Source organism: Corynebacterium sp. J010B-136 (assembly GCF_002967075.1).
Classification (GTDB): domain Bacteria; phylum Actinomycetota; class Actinomycetes; order Mycobacteriales; family Mycobacteriaceae; genus Corynebacterium.
In genome coordinates, this window is sequence record NZ_PUGE01000003.1 from 324,790 (window position 1) to 350,156 (window position 25,367).

24 protein-coding genes are annotated in these 25,367 nt (G+C 54.4%); 17 read left to right on the forward strand and 7 right to left on the reverse strand.

Annotation, left to right across the window (positions count from 1 at the left end):
- Window positions 1-139: 139 nt before the first annotated feature.
- The 4 genes from C5Y44_RS07280 to C5Y44_RS07295 form a co-directional block, all read right to left on the reverse strand.
- On the reverse strand, window positions 140-796 hold the full coding sequence (locus C5Y44_RS07280; RefSeq protein WP_105324311.1) for an FMN reductase: 657 nt from the start codon (window positions 794-796) through the stop codon (window positions 140-142).
- A gap of 75 nt (window positions 797-871) precedes the next feature.
- Window positions 872-1,993, reverse strand: a complete 1,122-nt coding sequence (locus tag C5Y44_RS07285; protein WP_105324312.1) for an LLM class flavin-dependent oxidoreductase — start codon at window positions 1,991-1,993, stop codon at window positions 872-874.
- Window positions 1,994-2,102: 109 nt separating this feature from the next.
- Window positions 2,103-2,852 (reverse strand): CBS domain-containing protein, encoded by a 750-nt coding sequence (locus tag C5Y44_RS07290; protein WP_105324313.1) that lies wholly within the window; start codon window positions 2,850-2,852, stop codon window positions 2,103-2,105.
- An 89-nt stretch (window positions 2,853-2,941) separates the two neighbouring features.
- On the reverse strand, window positions 2,942-3,841 hold the full coding sequence (locus C5Y44_RS07295; protein ID WP_105324314.1) for a neutral zinc metallopeptidase: 900 nt from the start codon (window positions 3,839-3,841) through the stop codon (window positions 2,942-2,944).
- A 247-nt stretch (window positions 3,842-4,088) separates the two neighbouring features.
- Here C5Y44_RS07295 and aspS point away from each other — a divergent pair, with 247 nt between their 5' ends.
- The 16 genes from aspS to C5Y44_RS07375 all read left to right on the forward strand — a co-directional run bounded on the left by aspS (window position 4,089) and on the right by C5Y44_RS07375 (window position 21,942).
- Window positions 4,089-5,912: an aspartate--tRNA ligase gene (aspS, locus tag C5Y44_RS07300; RefSeq protein WP_105324371.1), complete on the forward strand. Its 1,824-nt coding sequence runs from the start codon at window positions 4,089-4,091 to the stop codon at window positions 5,910-5,912.
- 128 nt (window positions 5,913-6,040) lie between these two features.
- On the forward strand, window positions 6,041-7,267 hold the full coding sequence (locus C5Y44_RS07305) for a phosphotransferase (protein ID WP_105324315.1): 1,227 nt from the start codon (window positions 6,041-6,043) through the stop codon (window positions 7,265-7,267).
- Window positions 7,268-7,352: 85 nt separating this feature from the next.
- Window positions 7,353-8,795, forward strand: coding sequence for a replication-associated recombination protein A (locus C5Y44_RS07310; RefSeq protein ID WP_105324316.1), 1,443 nt, complete (start codon window positions 7,353-7,355; stop codon window positions 8,793-8,795).
- A gap of 184 nt (window positions 8,796-8,979) precedes the next feature.
- Window positions 8,980-11,655 carry an alanine--tRNA ligase gene (gene alaS, locus C5Y44_RS07315; protein WP_105324317.1) on the forward strand — a complete coding sequence of 892 codons (2,676 nt, stop codon included), beginning with the start codon at window positions 8,980-8,982 and terminating at the stop codon, window positions 11,653-11,655.
- An 18-nt stretch (window positions 11,656-11,673) separates the two neighbouring features.
- On the forward strand, window positions 11,674-12,201 hold the full coding sequence (ruvX, locus tag C5Y44_RS07320; protein WP_105324318.1) for a Holliday junction resolvase RuvX: 528 nt from the start codon (window positions 11,674-11,676) through the stop codon (window positions 12,199-12,201).
- Window positions 12,202-12,443: 242 nt separating this feature from the next.
- Window positions 12,444-13,601: an endolytic transglycosylase MltG gene (gene mltG / locus C5Y44_RS07325; protein ID WP_105324372.1), complete on the forward strand. Its 1,158-nt coding sequence runs from the start codon at window positions 12,444-12,446 to the stop codon at window positions 13,599-13,601.
- A gap of 68 nt (window positions 13,602-13,669) precedes the next feature.
- Window positions 13,670-14,530 carry a shikimate dehydrogenase gene (locus tag C5Y44_RS07330; protein WP_105324319.1) on the forward strand — a complete coding sequence of 287 codons (861 nt, stop codon included), beginning with the start codon at window positions 13,670-13,672 and terminating at the stop codon, window positions 14,528-14,530.
- A gap of 71 nt (window positions 14,531-14,601) precedes the next feature.
- Window positions 14,602-15,066 (forward strand): A24 family peptidase, encoded by a 465-nt coding sequence (locus C5Y44_RS07335; RefSeq protein WP_105324320.1) that lies wholly within the window; start codon window positions 14,602-14,604, stop codon window positions 15,064-15,066.
- 68 nt (window positions 15,067-15,134) lie between these two features.
- The gene (gene aroC, locus C5Y44_RS07340; protein WP_105324373.1) at window positions 15,135-16,349 is read left to right on the forward strand and encodes a chorismate synthase; all 1,215 of its coding nucleotides are present in this window, start codon (window positions 15,135-15,137) and stop codon (window positions 16,347-16,349) included.
- A gap of 2 nt (window positions 16,350-16,351) precedes the next feature.
- Window positions 16,352-16,903, forward strand: coding sequence for a shikimate kinase (locus tag C5Y44_RS07345; RefSeq protein ID WP_105324321.1), 552 nt, complete (start codon window positions 16,352-16,354; stop codon window positions 16,901-16,903).
- A gap of 59 nt (window positions 16,904-16,962) precedes the next feature.
- Window positions 16,963-18,033, forward strand: coding sequence for a 3-dehydroquinate synthase (gene aroB / locus C5Y44_RS07350; protein WP_105324322.1), 1,071 nt, complete (start codon window positions 16,963-16,965; stop codon window positions 18,031-18,033).
- A 40-nt stretch (window positions 18,034-18,073) separates the two neighbouring features.
- Entirely contained in the window at window positions 18,074-18,523 is a 450-nt protein-coding gene (aroQ, locus tag C5Y44_RS07355) for a type II 3-dehydroquinate dehydratase (protein WP_105324323.1), read from the forward strand.
- Between the two features lie 108 nt (window positions 18,524-18,631).
- Entirely contained in the window at window positions 18,632-19,723 is a 1,092-nt protein-coding gene (locus C5Y44_RS07360; protein WP_105324324.1) for an aminopeptidase P family protein, read from the forward strand.
- A gap of 124 nt (window positions 19,724-19,847) precedes the next feature.
- Window positions 19,848-20,411, forward strand: coding sequence for an elongation factor P (gene efp, locus C5Y44_RS07365; protein WP_066839906.1), 564 nt, complete (start codon window positions 19,848-19,850; stop codon window positions 20,409-20,411).
- A gap of 62 nt (window positions 20,412-20,473) precedes the next feature.
- Window positions 20,474-20,992, forward strand: a complete 519-nt coding sequence (gene nusB / locus C5Y44_RS07370) for a transcription antitermination factor NusB (protein ID WP_369831077.1) — start codon at window positions 20,474-20,476, stop codon at window positions 20,990-20,992.
- A gap of 95 nt (window positions 20,993-21,087) precedes the next feature.
- Window positions 21,088-21,942: a PPK2 family polyphosphate kinase gene (locus tag C5Y44_RS07375; protein ID WP_105324325.1), complete on the forward strand. Its 855-nt coding sequence runs from the start codon at window positions 21,088-21,090 to the stop codon at window positions 21,940-21,942.
- 105 nt (window positions 21,943-22,047) lie between these two features.
- Here the strand turns inward: C5Y44_RS07375 and C5Y44_RS07380 are convergent, their stop codons facing one another.
- From C5Y44_RS07380 to C5Y44_RS07390, 3 genes are read right to left on the reverse strand one after another with little or no spacing between them, the layout of a single operon-like run.
- A complete protein-coding gene (locus C5Y44_RS07380) occupies window positions 22,048-22,551 on the reverse strand; it encodes a hypothetical protein (RefSeq protein ID WP_105324326.1) in 504 nt (167 codons plus the stop codon).
- Entirely contained in the window at window positions 22,544-23,041 is a 498-nt protein-coding gene (locus tag C5Y44_RS07385; protein ID WP_079005481.1) for a YbjN domain-containing protein, read from the reverse strand. Before C5Y44_RS07385 ends, C5Y44_RS07380 begins: the two co-directional genes overlap by 8 nt.
- Window positions 23,042-23,082: 41 nt before the next feature.
- Window positions 23,083-23,889, reverse strand: a complete 807-nt coding sequence (locus tag C5Y44_RS07390) for a class I SAM-dependent methyltransferase (RefSeq protein ID WP_105324327.1) — start codon at window positions 23,887-23,889, stop codon at window positions 23,083-23,085.
- A 39-nt stretch (window positions 23,890-23,928) separates the two neighbouring features.
- Between C5Y44_RS07390 and C5Y44_RS07395 the strand changes: the two genes are divergently transcribed.
- The gene (locus tag C5Y44_RS07395; RefSeq protein WP_105324328.1) at window positions 23,929-25,365 is read left to right on the forward strand and encodes an ABC transporter ATP-binding protein; all 1,437 of its coding nucleotides are present in this window, start codon (window positions 23,929-23,931) and stop codon (window positions 25,363-25,365) included.
- Window positions 25,366-25,367: the final 2 nt, after the last annotated feature.

Here is a 25,367-nt window from a genome sequence, read left to right on the forward strand (position 1 = left end):
GTCATTCTAACGCCAATGACTTAAATTAATCCGACATTGGCCGAAGATAAAAATTCATAGGGCGTGCGGAGAAAATTCAGCAGAATTTTCTCCGCACGCCCTTAAAATATAAGCCGGTGAGCTGGGGGATTGTTCGGTGTTAGTTTAGCAAGTCCGACATCGGCACAAAATCAGCGGTATCAATTCCCACCCCAGACTTGCGTTTTCTACCAGCGTTGTGACTGAAGTCTTTTGCTAGTCCTTCAACATGGTCCGGATTGGCAACAATGAAATTAGCAAGCTCTCCAGCCGCGCGCGTGATGCGCTGATCAATACGCGCGCCCTCGGGCGTACCAAAGTCTTCCGTGGCCTGAAAGACCCCAGTCGGCATGACCATCGCGTGCAGGAAGGTCATCAAGGGGCGCAGTGCGAAGTCTAAGACCATACTGTGTCGCGCAGAACCAGCAGTTGCAGCGATGATAGTGGGCATGTCATTGATGCTTTCGACATCTAAGGAATCGAAGAACATCTTAAACAGCCCTGAATAGCTACCCTGGAAAATCGGGGAGACCACAATGAGGCCGTCGGCTGCAGAAAGCGTCTTTTTTGCATCGTCAAGCAATGGCGTCTTGGCAGCCGTATTGACCAAAGCCGATGCTAATTCCTCGGCGTAGTCCCGCGCCTCAATAAAATGAACCTCAATGGACTCACCGCGGGAGGTAACGGCACTATCGACCGCAGCAGCAATCTTTTCGCCCAATTGGCGGGTGGATGACGGATTGGACAACCCGGCGGTGACAACGGCCAGAGAACGCATTATCTATTCATCTCTTTCTTTGTGTTCAAGCTATAAGTTTATCCATCCTACCTGCGCGAAGGAAGGTGGGGATTTTTAAGACTCTTCGGCAATCTTGCCCGGGGTGACCTGGAAGTGCGGGTTGTCACGGTTGGCCTTCAGCGAAGCGTGTGATGGCGGATCGGAAGGAACGTGCTCGGGGCGGCGAGCTTCCATGCGACGACGCAGCTCTGGCACGATCTGGGTGCCGAGGATTTCAATCTGGTTGAGCACTACCTCCAGCGGCAAACCGGCGTGATCCATTAAGAAGAGCTGACGCTGGTAGTCGCCTACCCAGTCCGCAAACTGCATGGTGCGCTCAATAACCTGCTCAACGGTGCCCACGGTCAATGGTGTGAGCTCGGTAAATTCCTCCAGGCTTGGGCCATGGCCATAGACCGGTGCGACATCGAAGTAAGGACGGAACTGCTTCTTAGCTGCTTCTTCCGTTTCGCCGACGAAAATCTGTCCACCAAGACCGACGATGGCCTGGTCCGCGCGACCGTGTCCATAAGCCTCGAAGCGGTTGCGGTACATGCCCACCATCTGCGCGACGTGTTCTTTATTCCAGAAAATATTGTTGTGGAAGTAGCCGTCACCGTAGAAGGCTGCCTGCTCTGCAATCTGTGGGGAGCGGATGGAACCGTGCCACACAAAAGGTGGAACATCATCGAGCGGGAATGGGGTGGAGGTATAACCCTGCAGTGGGGTGCGGAACTTTCCTTCCCAGGAGATATTCTTCTCGCGCCATAGACGACGTAGCAGGTGGTAATTCTCAATGGAAAGCGGGATACCTTCGCGGATATCTTTACCAAACCATGGGTAGACCGGACCAGTATTGCCGCGGCCCATCATCAAATCCACGCGGCCGCCGGAAAGATGCTGCAAAAAGGCAAAGTCTTCAGCAATCTTGAGCGGATCATTGGTGGTAATCAAGGTAGTGGAAGTCGACAGAATCAGATTTTCTGTCTGCGCAGCGATATAGCCTAAGTGCGTGGTCGGCGAAGAAGGCACGAAAGGTGGGTTGTGGTGCTCGCCGGTGGCAAAGACATCTAGGCCAACTTCTTCTGCCTTGAGCGCAATTTGCGTCATGGCATTAATGCGCTCGTGCTCAGTAGGGGTCTTGCCGGTGGTGGGGTCCTCGGTGACATCACCGATGGTCATGATTCCAAATTGCATTGTCGTGTCCTCGCTAAGAATTCAAGAAGGTGTTTAACTTCAAGATTTAAGTGTTTCTAAAAAGAAGAATAGCATATATGTGACACGTCAACAAGTGGGTGTTGGTGTTTTAGCGTCCATTTAATGCCTCAATCAAAACCGCCAGGTCAGAGGAGGTAATAATTCTCAATGGCCGCTCGTTGCGTTTGCCAGTCTCGGTGACGATGGCGGCGTAAGGAAGACGTCCGTTTTTATCTGGGTTGATGAGGGCATCGACAGCTTCTTGCGCTGTGATGTCCCGGGATAAAAACACTGCATCATCGACTTTTTTGACCATTTTTAAAACGTCACCAATGGTGCGGGCATCAAGGACGTTATTGTCAGCGAGATCGTTTGCCACCCACCGGGAGATGGTGTTGGTGGTTAATAGTTGGATGAACTTGTGGTCTTCATAAACCGGGATCTGGGCGAAGCCTTGAAGGCGAATCACGCGCAGTGCTTTGGATACTTCAGACGCAGGCGTCAGCGTCACCACGTCCGTGGATTCCAGGATGGATAAAGCGCGAGGAGGATCCATTAATATTCCGCGCAGCATTTCAATATCTTCTATAACCGCAGGATGTGGCTCGGCTATAGGTTCGCCCTCGTGATAGCGGCCATGAGAAATTGCATTGCGCAGGTTTCCATAGTCTTTTAAGACTTCACCTTGCTGGCGTGAGAGCAGGTGTTTATCCACGGCCCGGTCGACCATCCACCAAAAAGAGTCGGAACGTTTGGCATCTAAAACGATGCGCAGATGCGTTTCGATGTCATTGAAAGCGGCGAGGAAAGGGATGGCGCGGCTTTGGTAGCTAGAGGCATCACTATTTGAGGACGTCATGCTTTTCTAGCGTACCGAAATTGCCCATTGGGACATCGCCAAATTGTGGCCTAAATCCCTGCAGGGTGCGAGTTTTAGGCAGTGCAGGTTTAAGAGGTGTAAACGCCGCGATCGAGGTAGTCACAGGTTGCCATGGTGCCTTCTCGGTAGCCGGCGAGGAAAGCTTCCTGGCGCTGCTCAGAGGTTCCGTGGGTAAAGGTATCTGGGCGCACCTCGCCTGAGCTGCGTTCTTGAATATTGTCATCGCCAACCGCGCGTGCAGTCTCAACTGCCGCTGCCACCTGTTCCCGAGTGATTGGCTCTAAGAGTGCATCCTCACCTTTGTCGGCATAAGAAGCCCAAATGCCCGCGTAGCAGTCGGCCTGCAGCTCGATCTTCACAGCGTTGGATTCTGCACCCGGCTCGTTATAATTCGACAATCCCAACGTGCCTTCGAGCTGCTGAACGTGGTGTCCGAATTCGTGGGCGACGATATACATCTGCGCCAGTGGCCCGTCAGAGCCACCAAGACTTTCTAGCTGTTCGAAGAAAGAGACATCGAAATAGGCAGTTTGATCAGTGGGGCAGTAAAACGGGCCGGTGGCTGCCGAAGCCATACCGCAGCCTGACTGCGTGGTCTGTTGGAAGATAACGCGGCCTGGTTCTGTGTATTCAATATCGGCCTGCTGCGGCAAAAGCTCTGCCCAGACATCATCAACAGAAATGCCGGTAAAGTCCACGCGGCAATCGGCATGAGTATTGCCGTCTTCAAGAGTCTGGCAATGTGCCAAAGGTTCATTGGCATCTTCGCCGCTTTCAATAGCCGGCTGGGCTTGCTCCTGGCCGCCGAGCAACTCGCCCAGCTGCCCCGGGCTTCCACCCAGAAGTAGAAATAATCCCACCAGCAAGAGAGAACCAAAGCCACCGCCGGCAGCAATCATGCCGCCACGCCCGCCACGACCCGAGGATGCACGGCGGCCTTGCGGAACAGAACCCTTTTTGAATGTCATGCACTGATCATGCCATAGCCAAGACAAGAAAATGGGTGGAGAGTTGAAAATTTCCGATAACCGTGGAACACCCTTGATGCAGAATACGGAATATTTAAGTGACTAAGATTGACCCCTTTAGAGAAGGGCGCGATAAAGACGAGTAGACTTGGGCCGTTCATGTCTTCTTCCTCCTTGTCGCGCGCGCTGTCTACGCAAGGCGATGGTCGAAGAAGTGGCTGCAAACTTGAAAGGAATGAACACAAACGTGTTGCGTACACACCTAGCGGGCGAACTCCGCAAAGAGCTAACCGGAGAAACCGTCACCCTAACCGGTTGGGTTTCCCGACGTCGTGACCACGGCGGCGTTATCTTCATTGACCTGCGCGACCGTTCCGGTCTCGCACAGGCTGTCTTCCGCGAGTCTGAGGTTGCTGAGCAAGCTCACGAACTGCGCTCGGAATTCGTCGTGAAGGTAACCGGCGTTGTTGAAGCTCGCCCAGAAGGTTCAGAGAACCCAAACCTGGCATCTGGCGAGATTGAACTTAACGTCACCGAGCTCGAGGTGTTGAATAAGTCTGCAGCACTGCCATTCCAAATCGATGACCCATCGTCTTCCGGTGAAGTAGGCGAAGAAGCACGTCTTCGCTACCGCTACCTAGATTTGCGTCGCAAGACTCAAGGCGACGCACTGCGTCTGCGCTCGGCTGCTAACCGCGCTGCTCGCCGCGTTCTGGACCGCCACGAGTTCACTGAGATTGAAACCCCAACTCTGACCCGCTCTACGCCAGAGGGCGCGCGTGACTTCCTGGTCCCAGCACGTCTGAAGCCAGGTTCTTGGTACGCACTTCCTCAGTCTCCGCAGCTGTTCAAGCAGTTGCTGATGGTTGCTGGCATGGAGCGTTACTACCAGTTGGCACGTTGCTACCGCGATGAAGACTTCCGTGCAGACCGCCAGCCAGAATTTACTCAGCTGGACGTTGAGATGTCCTTCGTTGACCAAGAAGACGTCATTGCCTTGGGCGAAGAGATCATTGCTGAGCTGTGGAAGCTTATCGGATACGAGATCACCACTCCGATCCCGCGCATGACCTACGCCGATGCCATGAAGTACTACGGCACCGATAAGCCGGACCTGCGCTTTGATATCAAGCTCGTAGAGTGCACCGACTTCTTCAAGGACACCACCTTCCGCGTATTCCAGAACGAATACGTCGGCGCGGTCGTCATGGAAGGTGGCGCATCTCAGCCACGTCGCCAGTTCGACGCTTGGCAGGAATGGGCAAAGCAGCGCGGCGCTAAGGGTCTTGCTTACATCACAGTTGCCGAAGATGGCACCTTGGGTGGCCCGGTTGCGAAGAACATTACCGACGCTGAGCGCGAAGGCATTGCAGAGCACGTCGGCGCTAAACCTGGCGATGCGATCTTCTTCGCCGCTGGTGATACGAAGTCTTCCCGTGCACTGCTTGGTGCTGCACGTGGAGAGATCGCTCGCAAGAACAACCTCATCAAGGAAGGCGACTGGGCATTTACCTGGGTTGTTGACGCTCCAATGTTTGAGCCTGCAGCTGAAGCCACCGCATCCGGTGACGTTGCTTTGGGTAACTCCTCATGGACCGCTGTGCACCACGCCTTTACCTCTCCTAAGCCAGAGTGGATGGATTCTTTTGATGAGAATCCAGGTGAGGCTACGGCTTACGCTTATGACATTGTCTGCAACGGCAATGAAATCGGCGGCGGCTCCATCCGTATCCACAACGCTGATGTGCAAAAGCGCGTCTTCAACGTCATGGGTATCGGCGAAGAAGAAGCACAGGAGAAGTTCGGCTTCCTGTTGGATGCCTTCCAGTACGGTGCACCACCACACGGCGGCATCGCTTTGGGCTGGGACCGTATCGTCTCGCTGCTCGGCGGCTTCGACTCCATCCGCGACGTCATCGCATTCCCGAAGTCCGGAGGCGGAGTAGACCCACTTACCGATGCACCAGCACCAATTCCTGCGCAGCAGCGTAAGGAAACTGGCGTTGATTTCAAGCCAGAAAAAGCTAAGGCACAGGCAGACGCTAAGTCTGCTGACCAGGCTGAAGCTTAATATGAAATCTCCCGCGCATAGCGATAAAAGACCTGTGTGCGGGAGCAGAAGCTAGTAAATGGAACCACTAGTTTCTGCCGCGAAAACTCTTCCGTGGTATTAGTGGTTCCAGACTCAAGGAGAAGACCGTGAACCTAGAACAACAACAAGTCGTCGACATCGCTCAAGACTTGCTGTCGCGGCGGTTTGGCGGTCAACAAAAACTCTCCGAAGTAGAAGAACTCTCTGGTTCTGGCCATGCAGTCGTGCTGCGCGCACGGGTTGCATCCTCACCATTTCTCCAACAGCGCACGGTAGTGCTTAAGCACAACCCGCCAACGGGGCAGGCTTTGGATGATGTGGCCTTCATCAGTGAAGTGGTGGCGTATCAATTCACCACCTCGCTATCCGAAGACACCAGGCCAGGACCCGTGCTTTTAGCGCACGATATTGATGAGCGTATTTTGGTGCTCACTGACTTAGGTGACTCCAATACTTTGTCGGATACCTTGGCAAAGGCTGATGATGAAGAGCGTCTGCAAGTAATCCGCGCACTTGGCACGGAGTTGGGGCAGATGCATGCCGATACTGCTGGCCGCGAGCCTGACTTTGAAGCGCTTGCTAACCGGGTAATCCGCAATCAACCAGATATCATCAACTATCAATTGCGCGCGGAAGCTTTGCACAATTCGATTTATCTCGGCTTGGAAATTCTCAAGCGTGCAGGCTTGACCCCGCCGGAGGCTGTTTCCAGCTACGCGAATGCATCCGCTGCGACACTGCTAAGCGGTAATGAACGGGCATTTACTCCGTTTGACTTGTCGCCGGACAACATCATTGTCTCCCAGAAGATTTCCTTCTTGGACTATGAATGGGCAGGCTTTAGAAACGTTGGCTTTGACGTGGCATGCGTTATTGCAGGCTTCCCACAGTTCCTATTCGCTCGCCCGATCTCCGATGAAGAAGGAGACGTCTTCATCCATGCGTGGGCTCGCGAGGTCGTAGAAACATGGCCCCGCTTTGGTGAAAGTGAAGAACTTAACCGTTTGATCGTGCGCTCTCTTATTGGTTGGGCACTGTCTAGCGTTGCCACCATGTACGCCGGTGGTGTGGAAGAGCTAGCAGCATTTTCGGCTGAAGACCGCGAGATCGATGACGTCTTTGCTAACTCTTTGTTGCGCGGTAGCAACCAGGCTCCCTTTAGCGATGATGAGCTGTTGATTCGCCGCGACCTTTATGAGACATTCGAATCGCTCCACAGGTTTGCAGCACGTCGCGGACGTGGCTCTTATGCTGAGGAATATAAGTCCATTGAGGAATTTAGCCAGCAGGTTGCCGACCGGCTGCGGGAGCCACGCCCGAATAATTATCGCTAGCCTAGTTATCTCCTTGTCCACCTCACTGGGGCTATCCAGGAGATGGTTCAAGGCTTAGGGCTTTTCGAATGGTGAGAAGGTAGTCATGACCCAAGATTCGTTATTTCCAACCGGGCCGTCTGCCGCATCAGAAGGGGATTCGGCCTCAGGCATAGCTGGACGTGGCGGGGCGATGTTCGCTGCGCACACGGGTTCTCCATTGGCTGCTCGCATGCGTCCGCAGCACTTGGATGAAGTCTTAGGCCAAGACCATCTTTTGGCACCGGGAAAGCCATTGCGCCGGTTAGTAGAAGGCTCAGGTGAAGCCTCAGTCATTTTGTACGGAGCTCCCGGCACCGGCAAAACCACGATTGCCTCTCTGATCGCTGCAACCATGGGACAGAATTTCGTCGGCCTGTCCGCGCTTGACTCCGGGGTCAAACAAGTTCGCGAAGTAATCACCCACGCGCGCCAAGAGGCTATCCGCGGGGTACGCACAGTACTTTTCATCGACGAGGTACACCGCTTTTCCAAAACACAGCAGGATGCGTTGCTAGCGGCTGTTGAAAACCGCACGGTACTCCTGGTGGCAGCAACCACTGAAAACCCGTCTTTCTCGGTGGTTTCGCCGTTGCTTTCTCGCTCACTGCTGTTGCAGCTAAACTCCCTAGAACCTGCGGACATTGCGAAGTTAATCGATCGCGCCATCGAGTCAGACCGCGGACTGCAAGGTCGCATCACGATAACAGATGAAGCCAAAGAGCAGTTGACGATGCTCGCCGGTGGCGATGCACGCAGAGTGTTGACCTATCTCGAAGCAGCTGCCGAAACCGCTGAGGACGTGTACTCAAAAACCACCGAAAGTGAGTCGGACGGGGAAGGCGCTGCACAGCCGGTTTTAACCACGGAGGTGCTCAACGCCAGCGTTAACCGCGCAGTGGTGCGCTATGACCGCGACGGCGATCAGCACTACGACGTGGTGTCAGCTTTTATTAAATCCATTCGTGGATCAGACGTGGATGCTGCCTTGCACTACCTGGCGCGCATGATCGAGGCAGGGGAGGACCCACGGTTTATCGCGAGGCGCTTGATCGTGCACGCTTCTGAAGACATTGGCATGGCAGATCCCACAGCGCTTCCTACTGCGGTGGCAGCAGCCGAAGCCGCGCAATTGATTGGTCTGCCGGAAGCCCGCATCCCGCTGGCACAGGCGGTTATCCACTTAGCTACCGCACCGAAATCCAACTCGGTGATGCAAGCTATTGCAGCGGCACAAGAAGATATCGCCCGCGGCAAGATTGGGCATGTGCCGCCGCATTTGCGCGATGGACATTATGAAGGTGCAAAGCGTTTGGGAAGTGCAGTGGGATATAAATTTCCACACGATGATCCACGCGGTGTCGTCGCCCAGCAATATTTGCCGCAGGAACTGGCGGATGCCCGGTACTACCAACCCACCAACCACGGTGCGGAGAAGCGAATTTATGAATATCTCCCACGGTTGCGCGGGATCGTGCGGGATGAGAAAAACGCCGGCAGAAGTAAATAAAATCTCGAGTTAGAGAAATTCCTGCCCCGTATTCCGAACCAACGTGCAAGACGGGTAAAGTCTTGTGGTGTTGAGTCCGCGCTTTAACAAGGTATTGCCCAAGCGCGGCAAAAAGATTTAGCCCAGTAGTAGTTATTATGGCTTGTGATATTAACTACCGATAGATGCAAAAGGACACTGCACAGTGAAGACTCATGAGATTCGCGAACGGTTTACCCAACACTTCGTCAATAGCGGACATGAAGCGGTACCGAGCGCCTCATTGATTCTGGACGACCCGAACCTGCTGTTCGTCAACGCTGGCATGGTTCCGTTCAAGCCCTACTTCTTAGGTCAGCAAAACCCGCCATTTCCTAATGGCTTGGCTACCTCGATTCAAAAGTGTGTCCGCACCTTGGACATTGAAGAAGTCGGCATTACTACCCGTCACAACACCTTCTTCCAGATGGCCGGTAACTTCTCCTTTGGCCAGTACTTCAAAGAGGGTGCAATCGAAAATGCATGGGCACTTCTTACCAACTCCGTCGACGAAGGCGGCTTTGGCTTAGACCCTGACCGTTTGTGGGTTACCGTCTACCTTGACGATGACGAGGCAGCAGAAATCTGGCACGAAAAGATTGGCGTTCCTAAGGAACGTATTCAGCGCATGGGCATGGAAGACAACTACTGGTCCATGGGCGTGCCAGGCCCATGTGGTCCATGTTCTGAGATCTACTACGACCGCGGCCCAGAATACGGTGTTGAGGGCGGCCCAGAAGCCGATGATAACCGCTACATGGAAATCTGGAACCTCGTGTTCATGCAGAACATCCGTGGTGAAGGCACCGGCAAGGGCGACTTTGAAATCCTTGGCGAGCTACCGAAGAAAAACATTGATACCGGTCTCGGCATCGAGCGCGTAGCTTGTATCCTGCAGGGCGTAGACAATGTCTACGAGACGGACCTTTTGGCACCGGTTATCGCTGAGGCGGAAAAGGTCACCGGCGCAACTTACGAAGATCCAGAAGATGAGCGCATCAATGATGTGCGGTTCCGTGTGATCGCTGACCACTCGCGCACCGCGATGATGCTGATTTTGGATGGCGTAACCCCATCGAATGAAGGTCGCGGCTACATCCTGCGTCGTTTGGTACGCCGCATCATCCGTTCTGCACGTCTGTTGGGTGCGCAGGCAGAAGTTCTCGAGCGTTTCATGAACACCATCATGGACACCATGGAACTGTCCTACCCAGAGATCGCACAAAACCGCGAGCGTATCCTGCGCGTTGCTTTGAATGAAGAAAAGTCCTTCTTGAAGACCTTGGAGTCCGGCACGCACCGCTTCGACGAGGTTGCTGCAGCTGCTAAGACCGAAGGCAAGACCGTGGTTCAGGGCGCAGAAGCGTTTGAACTGCACGATACTTATGGTTTCCCAATCGACCTGACTTTGGAAATGGCTGCAGAGGCTGGCCTAGAAGTCGATATGGACTCCTTCAATGCGGCGATGACCGAGCAGCGTGAGCGCGCGAAGGCAGATAACCGTGCAAAGAAGCACGGACATGCGGATGAGTCGATATACCGTGAGTGGGTTGATAACCAGCCAACCGTCTTTACTGGCTATGAAGAGCTTGCTTCAGAGGCGAAGGTTATCGGCCTTGTGCGCGATGGTGAGAAAGTCACCTCAGCTGGTGCGGGTGAGCAGGTTGAAGTCATCTTGGACCACAGTCCGCTGTACGCGGAATCAGGTGGACAGATGGCTGACCGTGGCCGTATCTTCACCGGTGATACCGTTTTGGACGTTCAAGACGTGCAGAAGATCGGTAAGAAACTGTGGGTACACAAGGCCACCGTTGCATCGGGTGGTCTAGATTTGGGCTCCCAGGTAACCGCTGAGGTTGATCAGAAGTGGCGCCATGGTGCCACCCAGGCACACACCGCAACCCACCTCATTCACGCAGCGCTGCGTGAGGTTCTAGGTCCAACAGCTGTACAGGCAGGTTCTTTGAACCGTCCAGGTTACTTGCGCTTTGACTTCAACTTCACTGAGCAGCTGTCTGATGCACAGTTGGAAGAGATCGCATTAATTGCTAACCAAGCAGTGGATGCGGACTTTGCCGTCAACACCATTGAGACCTCGTTGGAAGAAGCCAAGGCAATGGGTGCGATGGCACTCTTTGGTGAAAACTACGGTCACAATGTGCGCGTGGTTGAAATCGGTGGACCATTTTCCATCGAGCTCTGTGGTGGTACGCACGTCAGCCACTCTTCGCAGATCGGTCCAGTATCTGTCTTGGGTGAGTCTTCTGTAGGCTCTGGTGCACGTCGTATCGAGGCGTACTCCGGTATGGATGCTTTCCGTTATTACTCGAAGGAAGCAGCGCTTATCGATGCCGTCTCGAAGGATCTGAAGGTTCCTTCCGATGATCTGCCAGGCCGTATTGCTGCGCTGACTGAGAAGCTGAAGCAGGCTGAAAAGGAGATCGCCAAGCTGCACCAGGCGCAACTGCAGGCTAAGTCTGCTGAGTTTGTAGCCCAGGCACAGGACATCAATGGCTTTAAGGTGCTCACCTTGAACCTGCCTAATGGTGTTGCTGCTAATGACCTGCGTACCCTAGCTACGGATCTGCGTAACCGTTTGAGCAATGAGGACGCGATTGTTGTCTTGGCTTCTGAAACTGATGGCAAACTGCCGTTTATCGCTGCGGCAACCAAGTCGGCTGTAGCGCGCGGTGTGAAGTCCGGCGATGTAGTCAAGCTCTTTGGTGGCTACGTTGATGGTCGTGGTGGCGGCAAGCCAGATATGGCCCAAGGCGCTGGTAGCAATGCTGGTGGTATCGAGCAGGGCTTTGCTGCTGTTCGTGATTTTGCAGAGACGCTTTAGGCTCAGGCGTAAGTAAACATGGCAAAGGTTTCCCCAGATACTCCCGGAGTAGAAGACCCAGGCCTTGGGCGTCGGCTCGGTTTAGACGTTGGCACGGTGCGTATTGGCGTAGCGGTCTCTGACCGCGATGCACGCCTTGCCACCCCAGTTGAGACCGTGCCCCGGGAAACTGGGTTGAAAGACGCTGATAAGGGCGACATCGATAGGCTGCTGTCTATCATCGCCGAATACGGCATCGTGGAAATCGTTGTTGGTCTCCCGCGTGATCTCCAGGGCAATGGCTCTGCCAGCGTTAAGCACGCCAAAGAGATCGCCTTTCGCTTGAAGCGTCGTTTGAATAAGCCTTTTGCTACAGATCCCACACCTCCTTCTCCGGCACCTGTGGTGCGCATGGGGGATGAGCGCCTTACTACCGTCGTCGCAACTACTGCGTTGCGCGCGTCGGGGGTAAGCGATAAGAAGGGCCGCTCCGTCATCGATCAGGCTGCTGCAGTAGAGATTTTGCAGTCCTGGCTCGATGGGCGCGCAGCTGCTTTAGGCAGCTAAACCAGCCTAAATATAACGTCACGGGGCCAAAACTATCTCAAAAAGGTAACGATCTCTCGGTATGCCTGCTCGCTTAACTAACACGGAGCGACTAATGTGGTGGCGTTAATACTTGTAGATGGCAAAATTGTGACGCTTTCGGGCACTCGCAATGAAAACGACCCCAAGGAGCCGAAACCTTCGTGAGCCACAAAGAACCTCGACTGGCCAAATCCGGCAAGTCAGCTAAGCCCGCCAGGTCAATGGCCCCCGTTCATGTAAAGCGTCGTCAACGTGGACTAGCGGTATTGATCGCTTCTTTCGTGTTGATTATCGGTGCCGTAGTTTACATCGCCATGCGCGTGCTTAGCGGCAGTGGAGGGGAGTCTGAAGGCAATGACTACCAGGGCGAGGGCAACGGCTCAGTAGAGCTCGTGCAAATCCCTGAAGGCTCTTCTATTTCTGAGCTTGGCCCAGAGCTGGAAGAACGCGACATTGTAAAATCCAATGCTGCATTTCAAGCTGCAGCAGCGAGCAACACCAATGCAGGCAATATTCAGCCAGGTTTTTACCGCTTGCAGGGCCAGATGAGCGGCAATGCGGCGGTCGAAGCCTTGCTTAATGAAGAAAACCGAGTGGACATGCTGGCAGTCCACGGTGGCTCAACCTTGATGGACATTAACGTCTTAGGTGGCGATACTCGCTATGGCATTTACTCACTGATTGAGGCCGTAACTTGTAATGATGGCCAGTGCGTTAATAAACAAGAGCTAGAAGACACCGCAGCATCTGTGGACCCAGCAGAGTTGGGCGCACCGGAATGGGCACTTGAGGACATTCGCGCTCGCGGAGATGATCCGAAACGTATCGAGGGCCTGATTGCTCCGGGCGAATACGTCCTGGACCCAAATATGAACGCCCAGGAGATCTTGACCGATCTTATTACCCGTTCCACCGCGCGGTATAACGAGACTGGCATTGAAGAACGTGCCCGCGCCATCGGCATTACTCCGTATGAGCTCCTAACGTCCGCTTCGTTGGTAGAACGTGAAGCTCCAGCAGGAGAGTTCGATAAGGTAGCCCGTGTTATTCTCAACCGCCTCGATGAACCGATGCGCCTAGAGTTCGACTCGACGGTCAATTACGGTTTGGAAGATGTAGAGCTGGCCACGACTGATGAGGATCGCGGGAAGGTTACTCCGTGGAATACCTACGCGATGGATGGCTTGCCCCAAACCCCGATTGCTTCTCCCTCTGAAGAAGCAATCCAAGCCATGGAAAACCCAGCGGAAGGTCAGTGGCTCTTCTTCGTGACCATCGATGATCAGGGCACCACGGTCTTTACCGATACCTTCGAAGAACATCTGGAACAAGTAGATCGCGCCATCGAATCTGGCATCTTGGACACCCAACGTCAGTAGACTAAACAATGCGTGCTGTTTATCAGCGCGCATTGTCTTTTCCCTTACTAAAGGAGCTTTGAGAGTATATGCCACGCGCAGCGGTCTTGGGCCAGCCCATTGCCCATTCCATGTCCCCAATTTTGCATACCGCGGGCTATAAGGCGTTGGGCCTTGATGATTGGTCATATACCCGGATTGAGGCGAATGCCGAGACTCTACCGGACATCGTGAGTGGATCTGAAGAAGACTACCGCGGCTTTTCGGTGACCATGCCGGGGAAATTCGCAGCATTTTCTTTAGCATCTGAAATTACCGACCGTGCGCGCCTGATGGGCTCTGCCAATACCTTGGTGCGTATTGAAGGCGGCTGGCGCGCAGATAACACCGACACCGAAGGTGTTGAAGGCGCGTTGACTGAGCTGCTTGGCCGTGCTGATAACTTGCGTGTGCGTGATTCTTCAACCACACAACAACGGGCATTGCTCATTGGCTCGGGCGGAACCGCACGTCCAGCTCTGTGGGCGCTGGCGCAGCGTGGCATTAAGAATATTGATCTCTTAAACCGCACCGACCGCCGCAGCGAGCTGCAGCACCTCACGGAATCTCTGGGTCAAAATATTACGCCGGTGACCTATTCCGATGACATCGAAAAGATTGCGCAGCGCGCAGAGGTTATTATCTCCACGGTGCCATCACCCGCGCTAGAAGGTCATGAAAAGACGCTGGCACACGCTCCCATCTTGGACGTTATCTACGACCCTTGGCCAACTCCGCTCACCGTGCACGCGGCTTCCGATGGCTATCCAACGGTCGGCGGCCACCGCATGCTGGCGTACCAGGCATTTAGCCAATTTGAGCAGTTCACCGGCCATGAAGCACCACGCGAGGCAATGTTTGAGGCTTTGAAAGTCTACATGCGCGATAAAAACGTCAACCGCCTCTACTAGGTAGAACGCCGGTACGCTGAGATGTAGACGCGTAATGACCGGAAGCGACGCATACTTGGGGGAGTGTGTTGATGCAGAACTTAATCGCACAGGCTGTGCCCATCGTGGGGCTCGTGGGCGCAGCTGGGTGGGCAACAGCGCTTATTATTTATGATGTTCGGCAGCGCCGCTTGCCGGACTTTCTCACCGTGCCGGCCGCAGTCGTGGCTCTAGGCTGGATTGGATTTTCTCTGCAGTGGCACGCACTGTGGGGGCTAATATGGCCGGTGCTTTATCTGTGCTTCGCAATGTTAAGCAATGGGCAGGGCATGGGCGGCGGCGATATCAAGCTGGCGGTGTCGTTGGGGGTTGTCATCGTTAAGCACTCTGGCGTCTTTGCACTACTGGTAGCCATCGGGCTTACCTCGGTGATAGCGCTGGTGTGGGGGTTATTTTTGCAGGCAAAAGCAACGGAGATCAGTAGTGATTATGCAGATCCACCCAATGGGCCAGCCATGCTTTTTGCGACCGCGATCGTGATTTTTACACCTTGGTAGGGGGAGTGCTGAATCAAACGGCGAGCCAAATGGTTCATTAAGGCTACCTACATGTGATAATGGTTGGCATGCTTCGTTGGACTACTGCAGGAGAATCCCACGGCCAGGCGCTCATCGCGATGCTTGAGCACATGCCGGCCGGTGTACCCGTTGACCGTGATGAAATTTCATTCCAGCTTGCTCGTCGTCGCCTCGGCTATGGCCGCGGTGCACGCATGAAGTTTGAAGCTGATGAACTAACTTTGCTCACTGGCATTCGGCATGGATATACCTTGGGCAGCCCAATTTCCATCATGATTGGCAACACTGAGTGGCCAAAGTGGACCACGATCATGTCCGCAGAAAAGCTGGACATGGAAGATCCAGAAAACGTCAAGGCTATGGAATCGGGCCGTGGCGCACCGCTTACCCGCCCGCGCCCAGGTCATGCGGACTTTGCCGGCATGATTAAGTACGGACACTCCGAGGCGCGCCCTATTCTGGAGCGCTCATCGGCACGTGAGACCGCAGCGCGTGTTGCAGCGGCAACCGTGGCACGTAGCTTCCTGCGTGAAACCCTCGGCGTTGAAGTGCTTTCCCACGTGATTTCCATTGGCCCTTCTGAGAAGTACGAAGGTCCAGCACCAAGCTTTGATGACCTTAGCGCGATTGATGCATCGCCAGTGCGTTCTTTTGACAAGGCTGCTGAAGAATCCATGATTTCAGAGATTGAAAAGGCGAAAAAGCAGGGCGATACCCTCGGCGGCATCGTTGAGGTTGTTGTCGATGGCCTTCCGATCGGCCTAGGCTCGCACATCTCTGGTGATGACCGCTTGGATGCGCAACTGGCTGCTGCGTTGATGGGCATCCAGGCCATCAAGGGTGTTGAAGTCGGCGATGGCTTTGAAGAAGCTCGCCGCCCAGGCTCACAAGCTCACGATGAAATGGTGCGCACTGAAGACGGTGTTGACCGTCTGACCAACCGCGCTGGCGGCCTAGAAGGCGGCATGACCAATGGTCAGCAACTGCGCGTGCGCGCTGCCATGAAGCCGATTTCCACCGTGCCACGCGCGCTGAAGACCGTGGATATGGCGACCGGTAAGGCTGCAACTGGTATCCACCAGCGCTCCGATGTGTGTGCTGTTCCTGCTGCCGGTGTCGTGGCCGAGGCCATGGTGGCTTTGGTGCTGGCACGTGCAGTACTAGATAAATTCGGTGGCGATAGCGTCGAGGAAACCAAGCGAAATATCGCTGCTTACCAAGAATACGTCGCACAGCGTTTGGCTTTTGACCAGGAAAATTAATCATGACTCTTCCCAATATCCCGCCGCAGCCGACTGCGGTTACCCGCCCACGCGTGGTCTTGGTCGGCCCGCCTGGTGCCGGCAAATCCACCATCGGCAGGCGCCTATCCCGTGCCCTCAACGTCGGTTTGGTGGACTCTGACCAACTGATTGAAGAAGCCGAAGGTAAGTCCTGCGGAGAAGTATTTTCCGATCTCGGTGAGCCCAAGTTCCGCGAGATTGAGGCAGAACACGTTGCTGAAGCTTTGGCATCAGATGGCGTAGTTTCCCTCGGTGGTGGTGCCGTGTTGACGGAATCGACCCGCCAGCTTTTAGAAAACCACACCGTGGTGTTAATCGATGTCTCCGCTGAAGAGGGCGCACGCCGCACCGCGCGGGAATCTACTCGTCCGGTACTCGCAGCGGATGATCCCGTGGAGCACTACCGTGAACTCATCGAAGCGCGCAAGCAGTTCTACCGCGAGGTAGCTAATTTCCGCGCCCGTACTGATGGCCGCAGCCCGCAGCAAGTAGTTGGGGACATCCTGGGATTCCTTGACACCGTTTGTTTATAAGCACTTTGTTCAACCCACCTGCTTAAACCCTTGCGTGAAAGCGCAGAAAGGCAATGACAGTGACCACAATCGCCGTGAATGGACCAGCTCCCTACGAGGTGGTCATTGACCAAGGCCTGGATGAGCGCATCGCAGAGCACGCGAAGGCAACAGGGGCCGACAAAGTTATGGTTGTGCACCAGCCCAGCATCGCTGCGCCAGCGGCGCAGTTAGCCAAGCGTTTACAAGACGAAGGCCTGCAGGTCGTCGTGGAAGAAGTTCCTGATGCCGAAGCAGGCAAGCAGGTTGCCACCCCGATTAAGCTGTGGGATCGCCTGGGCGAGGAAAATTTCTCCCGCACCGACGCAATCGTGGGACTTGGCGGTGGAGCAGTAACCGATATGGCCGGTTTCGTTGCCGCGACTTGGATGCGCGGCATCAAGGTCATCCAGGTTCCTACCACTTTGCTGGCGATGGTGGACGCGGCAGTCGGCGGCAAGACAGGAATTAATACGGCGGCGGGTAAAAATCTCGTCGGCGCCTTCCATGAGCCCTCCGCCGTCTTTATCGACTTAGAGCGCTTGCGTACTTTGCCTGCCGATGAAATCATTGCCGGTTCGGCTGAAATCATCAAGACGGGCTTTATCCATGACCCGGTCATCATTGAACGTTATGAGCAAGACCCGGCAGCGTGTTTAGATCCAGACGGATTCCTGCCCGAGCTGATCGCGCGCTCCGTAGCAGTTAAGGCCAAGGTTGTTGGTGAAGACCTGAAGGAAGCCGGTCTGCGCGAAACGCTGAACTACGGTCATACTTTCGGCCACGCGGTGGAGTTGCGGGAGAACTATTCCTGGCGCCACGGCAAGGCAGTGGCAGTGGGTTTGATGTTCATCGCACACTTGTCGCATGCGCGCGGGCTTATCGATGCCTCCCTGGTTGCCCAACATGAGCGTATCCTTCACAGTATTGGCCTGCCTACAACTTATGAGGCCGGTCATTTCGACGAGCTGTACCAGGCCATGACACGCGATAAGAAAAACCGTCACGGCACCATCCGGTTTGTGGCCTTGACTGGTGTGGGTAGCACGACGCGCCTGGAAGGCCCAAGCATCGATGAGCTGCGCGCCGCCTATGACGCGATTTCCCAATAGCAACCCCGGCAGTAACGACTAGAAAAAGGAAGATTTCCACATGAAGATTGTTGTAGTCAACGGACCAAACTTGAACCGTCTGGGCAAGCGTCAGCCGGAAATCTACGGCACTACTACTTTGGCCGATATTGAAGAGCTTGTGCGCGCTCACGCGGATAAGGCAGGGGTGGAATTAGACTTTGTGCAGTCCAACCACGAAGGCGTACTGCTGGATGCTGTGCACGCGGCTGCCGATAACAACGCCGCCGTCATCATCAACCCTGGCGCCTTTACACACACGTCGGTAGCTTTGCGTGACGCGTTGGCAGAAATTGCCGATGGCCAAGGTTATGTGGAAGTACACATCTCGAATGTGCACGCGCGTGAGCCTTTCCGTCAGCACTCTTACCTTTCCGATAAAGCCCGCGGCGTTATCGCAGGTTTGGGTGTGTATGGCTACGTTGCAGCCTTGGGATTTTTCACCCAGGATCTCACCCCAAAGGATGCTTAGGCAGCTAAGCTACAGAAGTATTCGACGCTAACTAAAAATTCATCAGCCTGAGGTATTTCGCAGGACTAAGAAAGCCTTGGGCGGGAGAGAAAAGGATAAATAGTAATTATGGGTTTGGCAGATACTCGCTTTAGCAATCGTCGCCGCGCATTGGCTGCTACGTTGGCAGCGCAGCGCATCGATGCGATTTTAGTTACTGACTTGACTCATATGCGCTATCTCACCGGTTTCTCCGGATCCAATGGCGCCTTGCTCTTGCGCAAAGATCTTTCTGCCGTAGTGACTACCGATGGCCGCTACACCACCCAGATTGCTGAAGAGGTCCCTGATATCAAGGCCATCATTCAGCGTCGCGTGGGGCCGAATCTTTTGGAGGGGCTGGAAGGTCCACAACGCGTGGGCTTTGAAGCGGCTTATGTTTCCGTTGAGGAATTCAAAAAGCTAGAAGAGGCCTGCCCGGAAGATATTACGTTGGTGCCAGTTTCCGGCGTGATTGAAAAGCAGCGCGAGAAAAAGGATTACTACGAGCTCCAGCGCCTCGAAGAGATTGCTTTGTTGGCCAATAATGCCCTCGAAGACTTACTGGAGGCAGGGGAGCTGGCTATTGGCCGCACCGAGCGTCAAGTTGCAGCGGATCTGGAATACCGCATGCGCAAGGCTGGTGCTGAACGGGTTAGCTTTGACACCATTGTTGCTTCCGGTCCTAATTCCGCGAAGCCACACCACGGTGCTGAAGACCGTGTAATTGCTAATAGTGATTTGGTCACCATCGACTTCGGTGCGCACTTGCGTGGGTTTAACTCCGATATGACCCGTACCTTTGTCGCAGGCGAGGTCACGGACTTTGCCAAGGAGATCTACGGCGTTGTCTTAGAAGCGCAGCTCGCCGGTGTCGCAGCAGCACGTCCAGGAACGGCTCTTTATGATGTGGATCGCGCGTGCCGCTCCATTATCGAAGATGCTGGCTTTGGTGAGTACTTCGTGCACTCCACAGGCCACGGCATTGGTCTTCACGTGCATGAAGGGCCTTCAGCGGCGGTAACCGGCAAGGGCTATTTGGAAGAGAATATGACGCTCACTATCGAACCGGGTATTTATGTCCCCGGTAAAGGCGGTGTCCGCATCGAAGACACCCTGATTATTACTTCTGGGGCGCCGAAGATTATTACCCCGATGTCCAAAGAATTGCGGATCATTTAAACACGATGAGGACTAGGTTGCACGGTTGCTAAAATGACCGTGCTTTAGTCCAATAACGTGTGGACACCGCAGTGTAGTAGGATAGTAGACCGTACTTTTACACGAACCATCACAGGAGAATCTCGTGGCAGATACCAGCGACTTCAAGAATGGACTTGTTCTCAAAATTGATAACAAGCTTCAGCAGATTATCGAGTTTCAGCACGTTAAGCCGGGCAAGGGCCCAGCTTTCGTACGCAGCAAGCTCAAGGATGTTGTTACCGGCAAGGTAACCGACAAGACTTGGAGTGCCGGCACCAAGGTTGAGACCGCTACGGTTGACCGTCGCGATATGACTTACCTGTACAACGATGGCACCAGCTACGTTGTCATGGACGACACCAACTACGAGCAGGCTGAGTTGCCAGCTGACAAGTTCGGTGACGCAGCGAAGTTCCTGCAGGAAAACATGCGCGTGCAGGTTTCCTTCTACGAAGGCGATGCACTTTTCGCAGAGCTTCCTATTTCCGTAGAGCTGAAGATTGAGCACACCGAACCGGGCCTGCAGGGCGACCGTTCTTCCGGTGGCACCAAGCCAGCAACTTTGGAAACCGGCGCTGAGATTCAGGTTCCATTGTTCATCGAAATTGGCAACGTCGTCCGGATTGATACCCGCACTGGCGAGTACCAGTCCCGTGTGAGCAACTAATCGTGGCTGAAGAACGTATCAATGACGGGTCTGGTTCTGATAAGGAACCAAACCCAGAAGTTCTGGACGCAAAGCCTGAGTCTCACCGCGTGCCTAAGCAGCGCCGTCATGGTGCTCGCTACCGCGCGCGTCGTCGTGCTGCCGACATTATGTACGAGGCAGAAAATCGCGACGTCGACCCCGTAGCTATCGTTGAAGACCGCGTGAAGTTGGCTCGTGAAGACGAGCACGGTGTCGCGCCTGTCGCCGAGTACACCAAGGTGCTAGTCGCCGGCGTTGCTGAAGAATTGGACACAATCGATGCGACCATCGAACGCTTCTTGGCGCAGGACTGGGAGCTGTATCGCATCCCGGCTGTCGACCGTGCGATCATGCGCGTCGCTGTGTGGGAATTGCTGTTCAACTCGGATGAGATTGACCTGGCTACGGCAGTAACCGAAGGCGTGGAGCTCGCCAGCGAGTACTCGACCGATGCCGCAGCACCGTACATCAACGCAGTGCTCGACGATGTTGCGCATTCCCGCTCCGAGGATAACCCGATGAATGTCGAGGCTGAAGAGCCAGAGGCTTCTGAGGAGTAGTCGCACCGCTTGACCTTGAAGATTTCGCCCTGCCCATAAACTTTTCTTAGGAAAATGGGCAGGGCGAAGGCTTTTCCTTAAGTAAGGTGGGGAAGATGAGTAAATTCAAAGTCAAAGATGCCCGCAAGTTGCGTGTTTCCACGCCATTTAGTTTCGATGATTCTGACCCGAGGGCCACACCCGGTTTTGACGGCAATGCCAAGGCGTTAAAGAAGCAGGCAAAGCGCTTTGATGAGGAATTAAGTGACCTGCAGGAGCTGCTTTTTGCGAATGCTCGTGCGCTTGGAAAAGACGCACCATCCATCTTGGTTGTGCTGCAGGGCATGGATACCTCGGGCAAAGGCGGCGCAGTAAAATCCGTCTTTTCGGTCTTTGACCCGCAAGGAACCACGACCTTGAGTTTCGGCAAACCTACTGATGAAGAGCTCGAGCACGACTTTTTGTGGCGCATCCGTAAGCATGATCCGCTGCCTGGCCAAGTCGTGGCTTTTGACCGTTCTCATTATGAAGACGTGGTGACCCAACGTGTGCACAGCTGGGTCGATGAAGCAGAGATCGACAGGCGGTTTGAAGCCATCCGGGAGTACGAAAAAGAACTTGCTGATGCCAATGTTCGTATCCTCAAGATCTTTTTGCACATCTCGAAAGAGTTCCAAACCGAAAATCTCCTAGAGCGCGTCGAAAATCCAAAGAAGCACTGGAAATATGACGATGGGGACGTTACTGAGCGCGGCTTTTGGCATGAGTATTCGCAGGCTTATGCTGATGCCATCAATCGCACTGATGCTGATCACGCGCCGTGGTATGTCCTGCCTTCAGATAGCAAGCCTTATGCCCGCATGGCGTTGAAATTTCTGATCCTGGATGAGCTTCGCAAGATGGAGCTGGATTGGCCAGAGGCAGATTTTGACCCCGAAGTTGAGCGCCAGCGGATTTTAGACTCCGAATAGCAACATCGATGTGCACCTTAAAAACGTGCACATTTATAAGCGCCCATCCCTGCATCACATGATGAGGGTGGGCGCTTTATACATTGGCACTAGTTACTTCTAGTACTAGTTGGAGCCGGTTTCTTCTTGGGCGGTTTCAGAGCCGAGCTTTGCCATTTCTTCGGCAGCTGCTACGAGCGCGTCCTGGGCGGCCAAGACACCATCGACGGCGACCTTGAGTGACTGCTTCAGCTGCTCATCGTTAAGCCCTGCCAAGTGGGTAAATTCGCGCTCCGTACGAACGATCAGTTGGTCTTCGTGTTCGGTAATGACCGCGCGTGCACCGAAGGAGACGGTGTTGATCTGGCCTGCAGCCAAGAACAGGCCAGCATCGGCATTAGCAAAGGAAGCATCAGTGCCCACATCGGCGCGGACGATGACCACGGATGGGAGCAAGGCGAACATGATGTTTAGGCCGTTGAGGTTAGCCATCGCAACGGCGTCGGCGCCTTGTGCTTTTTCCAACTTGATGTCGAAAGAAGCCATGGCTTCGATGATGCGGTCGATGTCAACGGCAGGTAGCGCGTTATCAACCGAGGTTTCGGATGCAGAGTTTTGTGGATTAGTCATGGTTGTGCTCGCTTTCCCAGGTCACAAGGTCAGGGTGCTTTTGTTCGATCCATTCAAAGGAACCCAAGATGGCATCAATGGTGGTCATGACGAAGGCATCAAGCTGGTTGCGCGAAACGCCAGCGCCAACATGTAGCTCTCGGAATGCGGAGACCGCGAGTTCCTCGGCGCTGCTGTCGAAAAAGCGCAAAGTAGGCGCAAAGTTGTCTTGGTTCCATTGATTGGTCAGCATGAGAACCTGTGGGCCCTGGGCGGTAGGAAACGCGCCGCGCCACAGTGAGTCAATAACTAAGGTGTTATCGCGGATTTGCATGGCGATGGCTGCGTTAGAAAAGCCTGTGCGCAGGATGGTGCCGGTGTCTCCGTCGGGAGATTCTACATTCTCCAGGCGGTAGACTAATTGCTTGTCGTCAAAGATTTCTGCCACTCGGTCAAGCGTTAGATCTTCAACTGGTGTATCCGGAACGATGGTAGGTTCTTCGGAGCTCACTTGATCAGTCCTTGAGATAAGCGTTGTGTATGTTTTTCGTCTTATCCAGCATAACGGCTTAAAACAAATGCGTCCGTTCGGTAGGGGATTTTTACCTCCGTCCCAGGTTGAAAGCCCATATGCTCATAGAGATACCAGTTAAGGTTGCCTGTCATGCGTTGTCGGGTCTTCTCATTTGCGCGTAGCCAATAAGACCGTGAGTGCATCAAGGTGTGCAATTGCTCGGCTTTTAATGTCTGCTGCCAAAAGTCGTGGTGCTCTTCAGAAATCACTAATGGCTCGTGCACTTCTGGTTTAAAGTCAGGACGCTGAACATCGCCGGAATGCATGATGCGGGTCAGCCGCAGCACCCACGGGTCCGCGTGGACATCAATGGTGTTCCAGACTAAAACTGTTTTGCCGCCAGGGGTTAAGACGCGGTCAAGCTCTAGACAGGTGGCCTGCGCATCGACCCAGTGCCATGCCTGGGCACAAAATACTGCGTCGATGGATCCTGAAGCCACTGCTAAATCCTCAGCGGTGCCACGCCAACAGCTAATGCCGTGGGATTGTAAAACACGCACCATATCGGGGGATGGATCGCAGGCGAGAACTACGTCATGCGGCAAACTAAGGGTAAGCTTACCGGTTCCAGCACCGATATCGAGTGCGCGTTTACCTGGTGCTAGCTTGCCGATGAAGCTGGGGTATTCAGGTCGGATTTCATCATAAAGATCAGCTCCAGCATGAAATGCCTTCGCCAGTGTTTCTTTATGGTGTGCGGTTGCAAACCTGGGGTTTTGCTTGCGCGAGGGAGGCCGGTAGCTGGGATAGTGTTCTGGGCTAGGCTGAAGAGGTTGATGCGTCATATTATTTTTTAAGATTTCGATAGTGGGTGAGGTGTTTTAGTGTCTGCTCTTCCACAGGCAAACGATCCGCGGTGGCTATTAAAAACCATATTTTCCCGCAAAGAACGTACCATTCCCGCAGCAATTCTAATTTCTTTAACTTTTGTCTGTAATGGCTTGACCCCAGTTGTCGTGGGCCAAGCTATTGACCGGGCAATTGCTGTGGGAAGCATATCGACGTTGTGGGTGTGGGTGGTTATATTACTCGGGATATTTATTGTCAACGCCGCGGCCGGCTGGTTTGGGCGGGCATTATTTCAACGTGCAGGTCTAGAAATCGGGCACGAGTTGCGCATGACGGTCACAGACCGGATTTCACACCCGCGAGGCATGGCGGGCAAGCAGCGCACGGCCGGGGAGCTTCTAGCTATTGCTTCCTCAGATACGCAGCGCGTGGCAGATGCCGTCATCATGACGGTCTTTCCCTTCGCGGAAATCACGTCCATTATCTATGTTGCCGTTATGGTCTCTAGCGTCAATCTTCCCCTAGGTTTGGGTGTGTTGCTTGGCGGGCCTGTCGTCGTGATGATCTCACTGAAGTCAGCTACTCCGCTGCGCAAACGCTCTGGGGCGCGCCAGCGCGCTTTGGCAGCCGCCTCAGCCACGGCGACCGATGTCGTGCAAGGGCTTCGCATCCTCAAGGGCCTGGGCGCGGTGGATACCGTGCGTTCGCGCTATGAGGTGGTTTCAGACAAAGCTTATGAAAAGACCGTTGCAGCCAATGGCGCACAAGCACGCCTGAATGCTGTGACAGAAACCGCCGGTGCGTTCTACGTCATCATCGTGGGCGTCGTCTCTGGTGTTATGGCATTGGCTGAGATGATGACGGTCGGGGAGCTCATCACGGTGGTGGGCTTGACGCAATTTATCATCACCCCGATGACGATGTTGGGTAAGAATATTGCATCGCGGTGGGCAACCGCGCAAGCCTCCGGACGGCGTATTCAAGAGCTTTTGCTTGCCGATGCCTCCTTTAGCACCTCCCAACCCTCCCTGCCCGCTCTGCGTCCTGGAATCACCGTGGTCTCGGAAATTCCGCCTGCAGAATTAGTCAATATGCCGCGGGAGAAATACCTGGTGGCGCCCCATGACGCTGATATTTTTGAGGGCAGCGTGTTGGACAACGTCCACCCGGACCGCGAGCGGGCCATGTGGGCGCTAGAGGTAGCTGCAGCGGAAGATATTCCGGGAGGTTTTGACCGCGAGGTCGGAGAAAATGGCGGCCACCTATCCGGTGGCCAGCGCCAGCGTGTGGCACTGGCGCGCGCTATTGCTGCCGATGCTGAGATTCTGATCCTGCAAGACCCCACCACCGCGGTGGACTCCGTAACCGAGCAGACTATTGCCGAACGAGTCGCAGCAGCGCGCGCAGATAAGCCGACCATTGTTTATACCAATGCGCCTGCTTGGCAGGCCGTAGAAGCAGGAGCGAAGTAGAT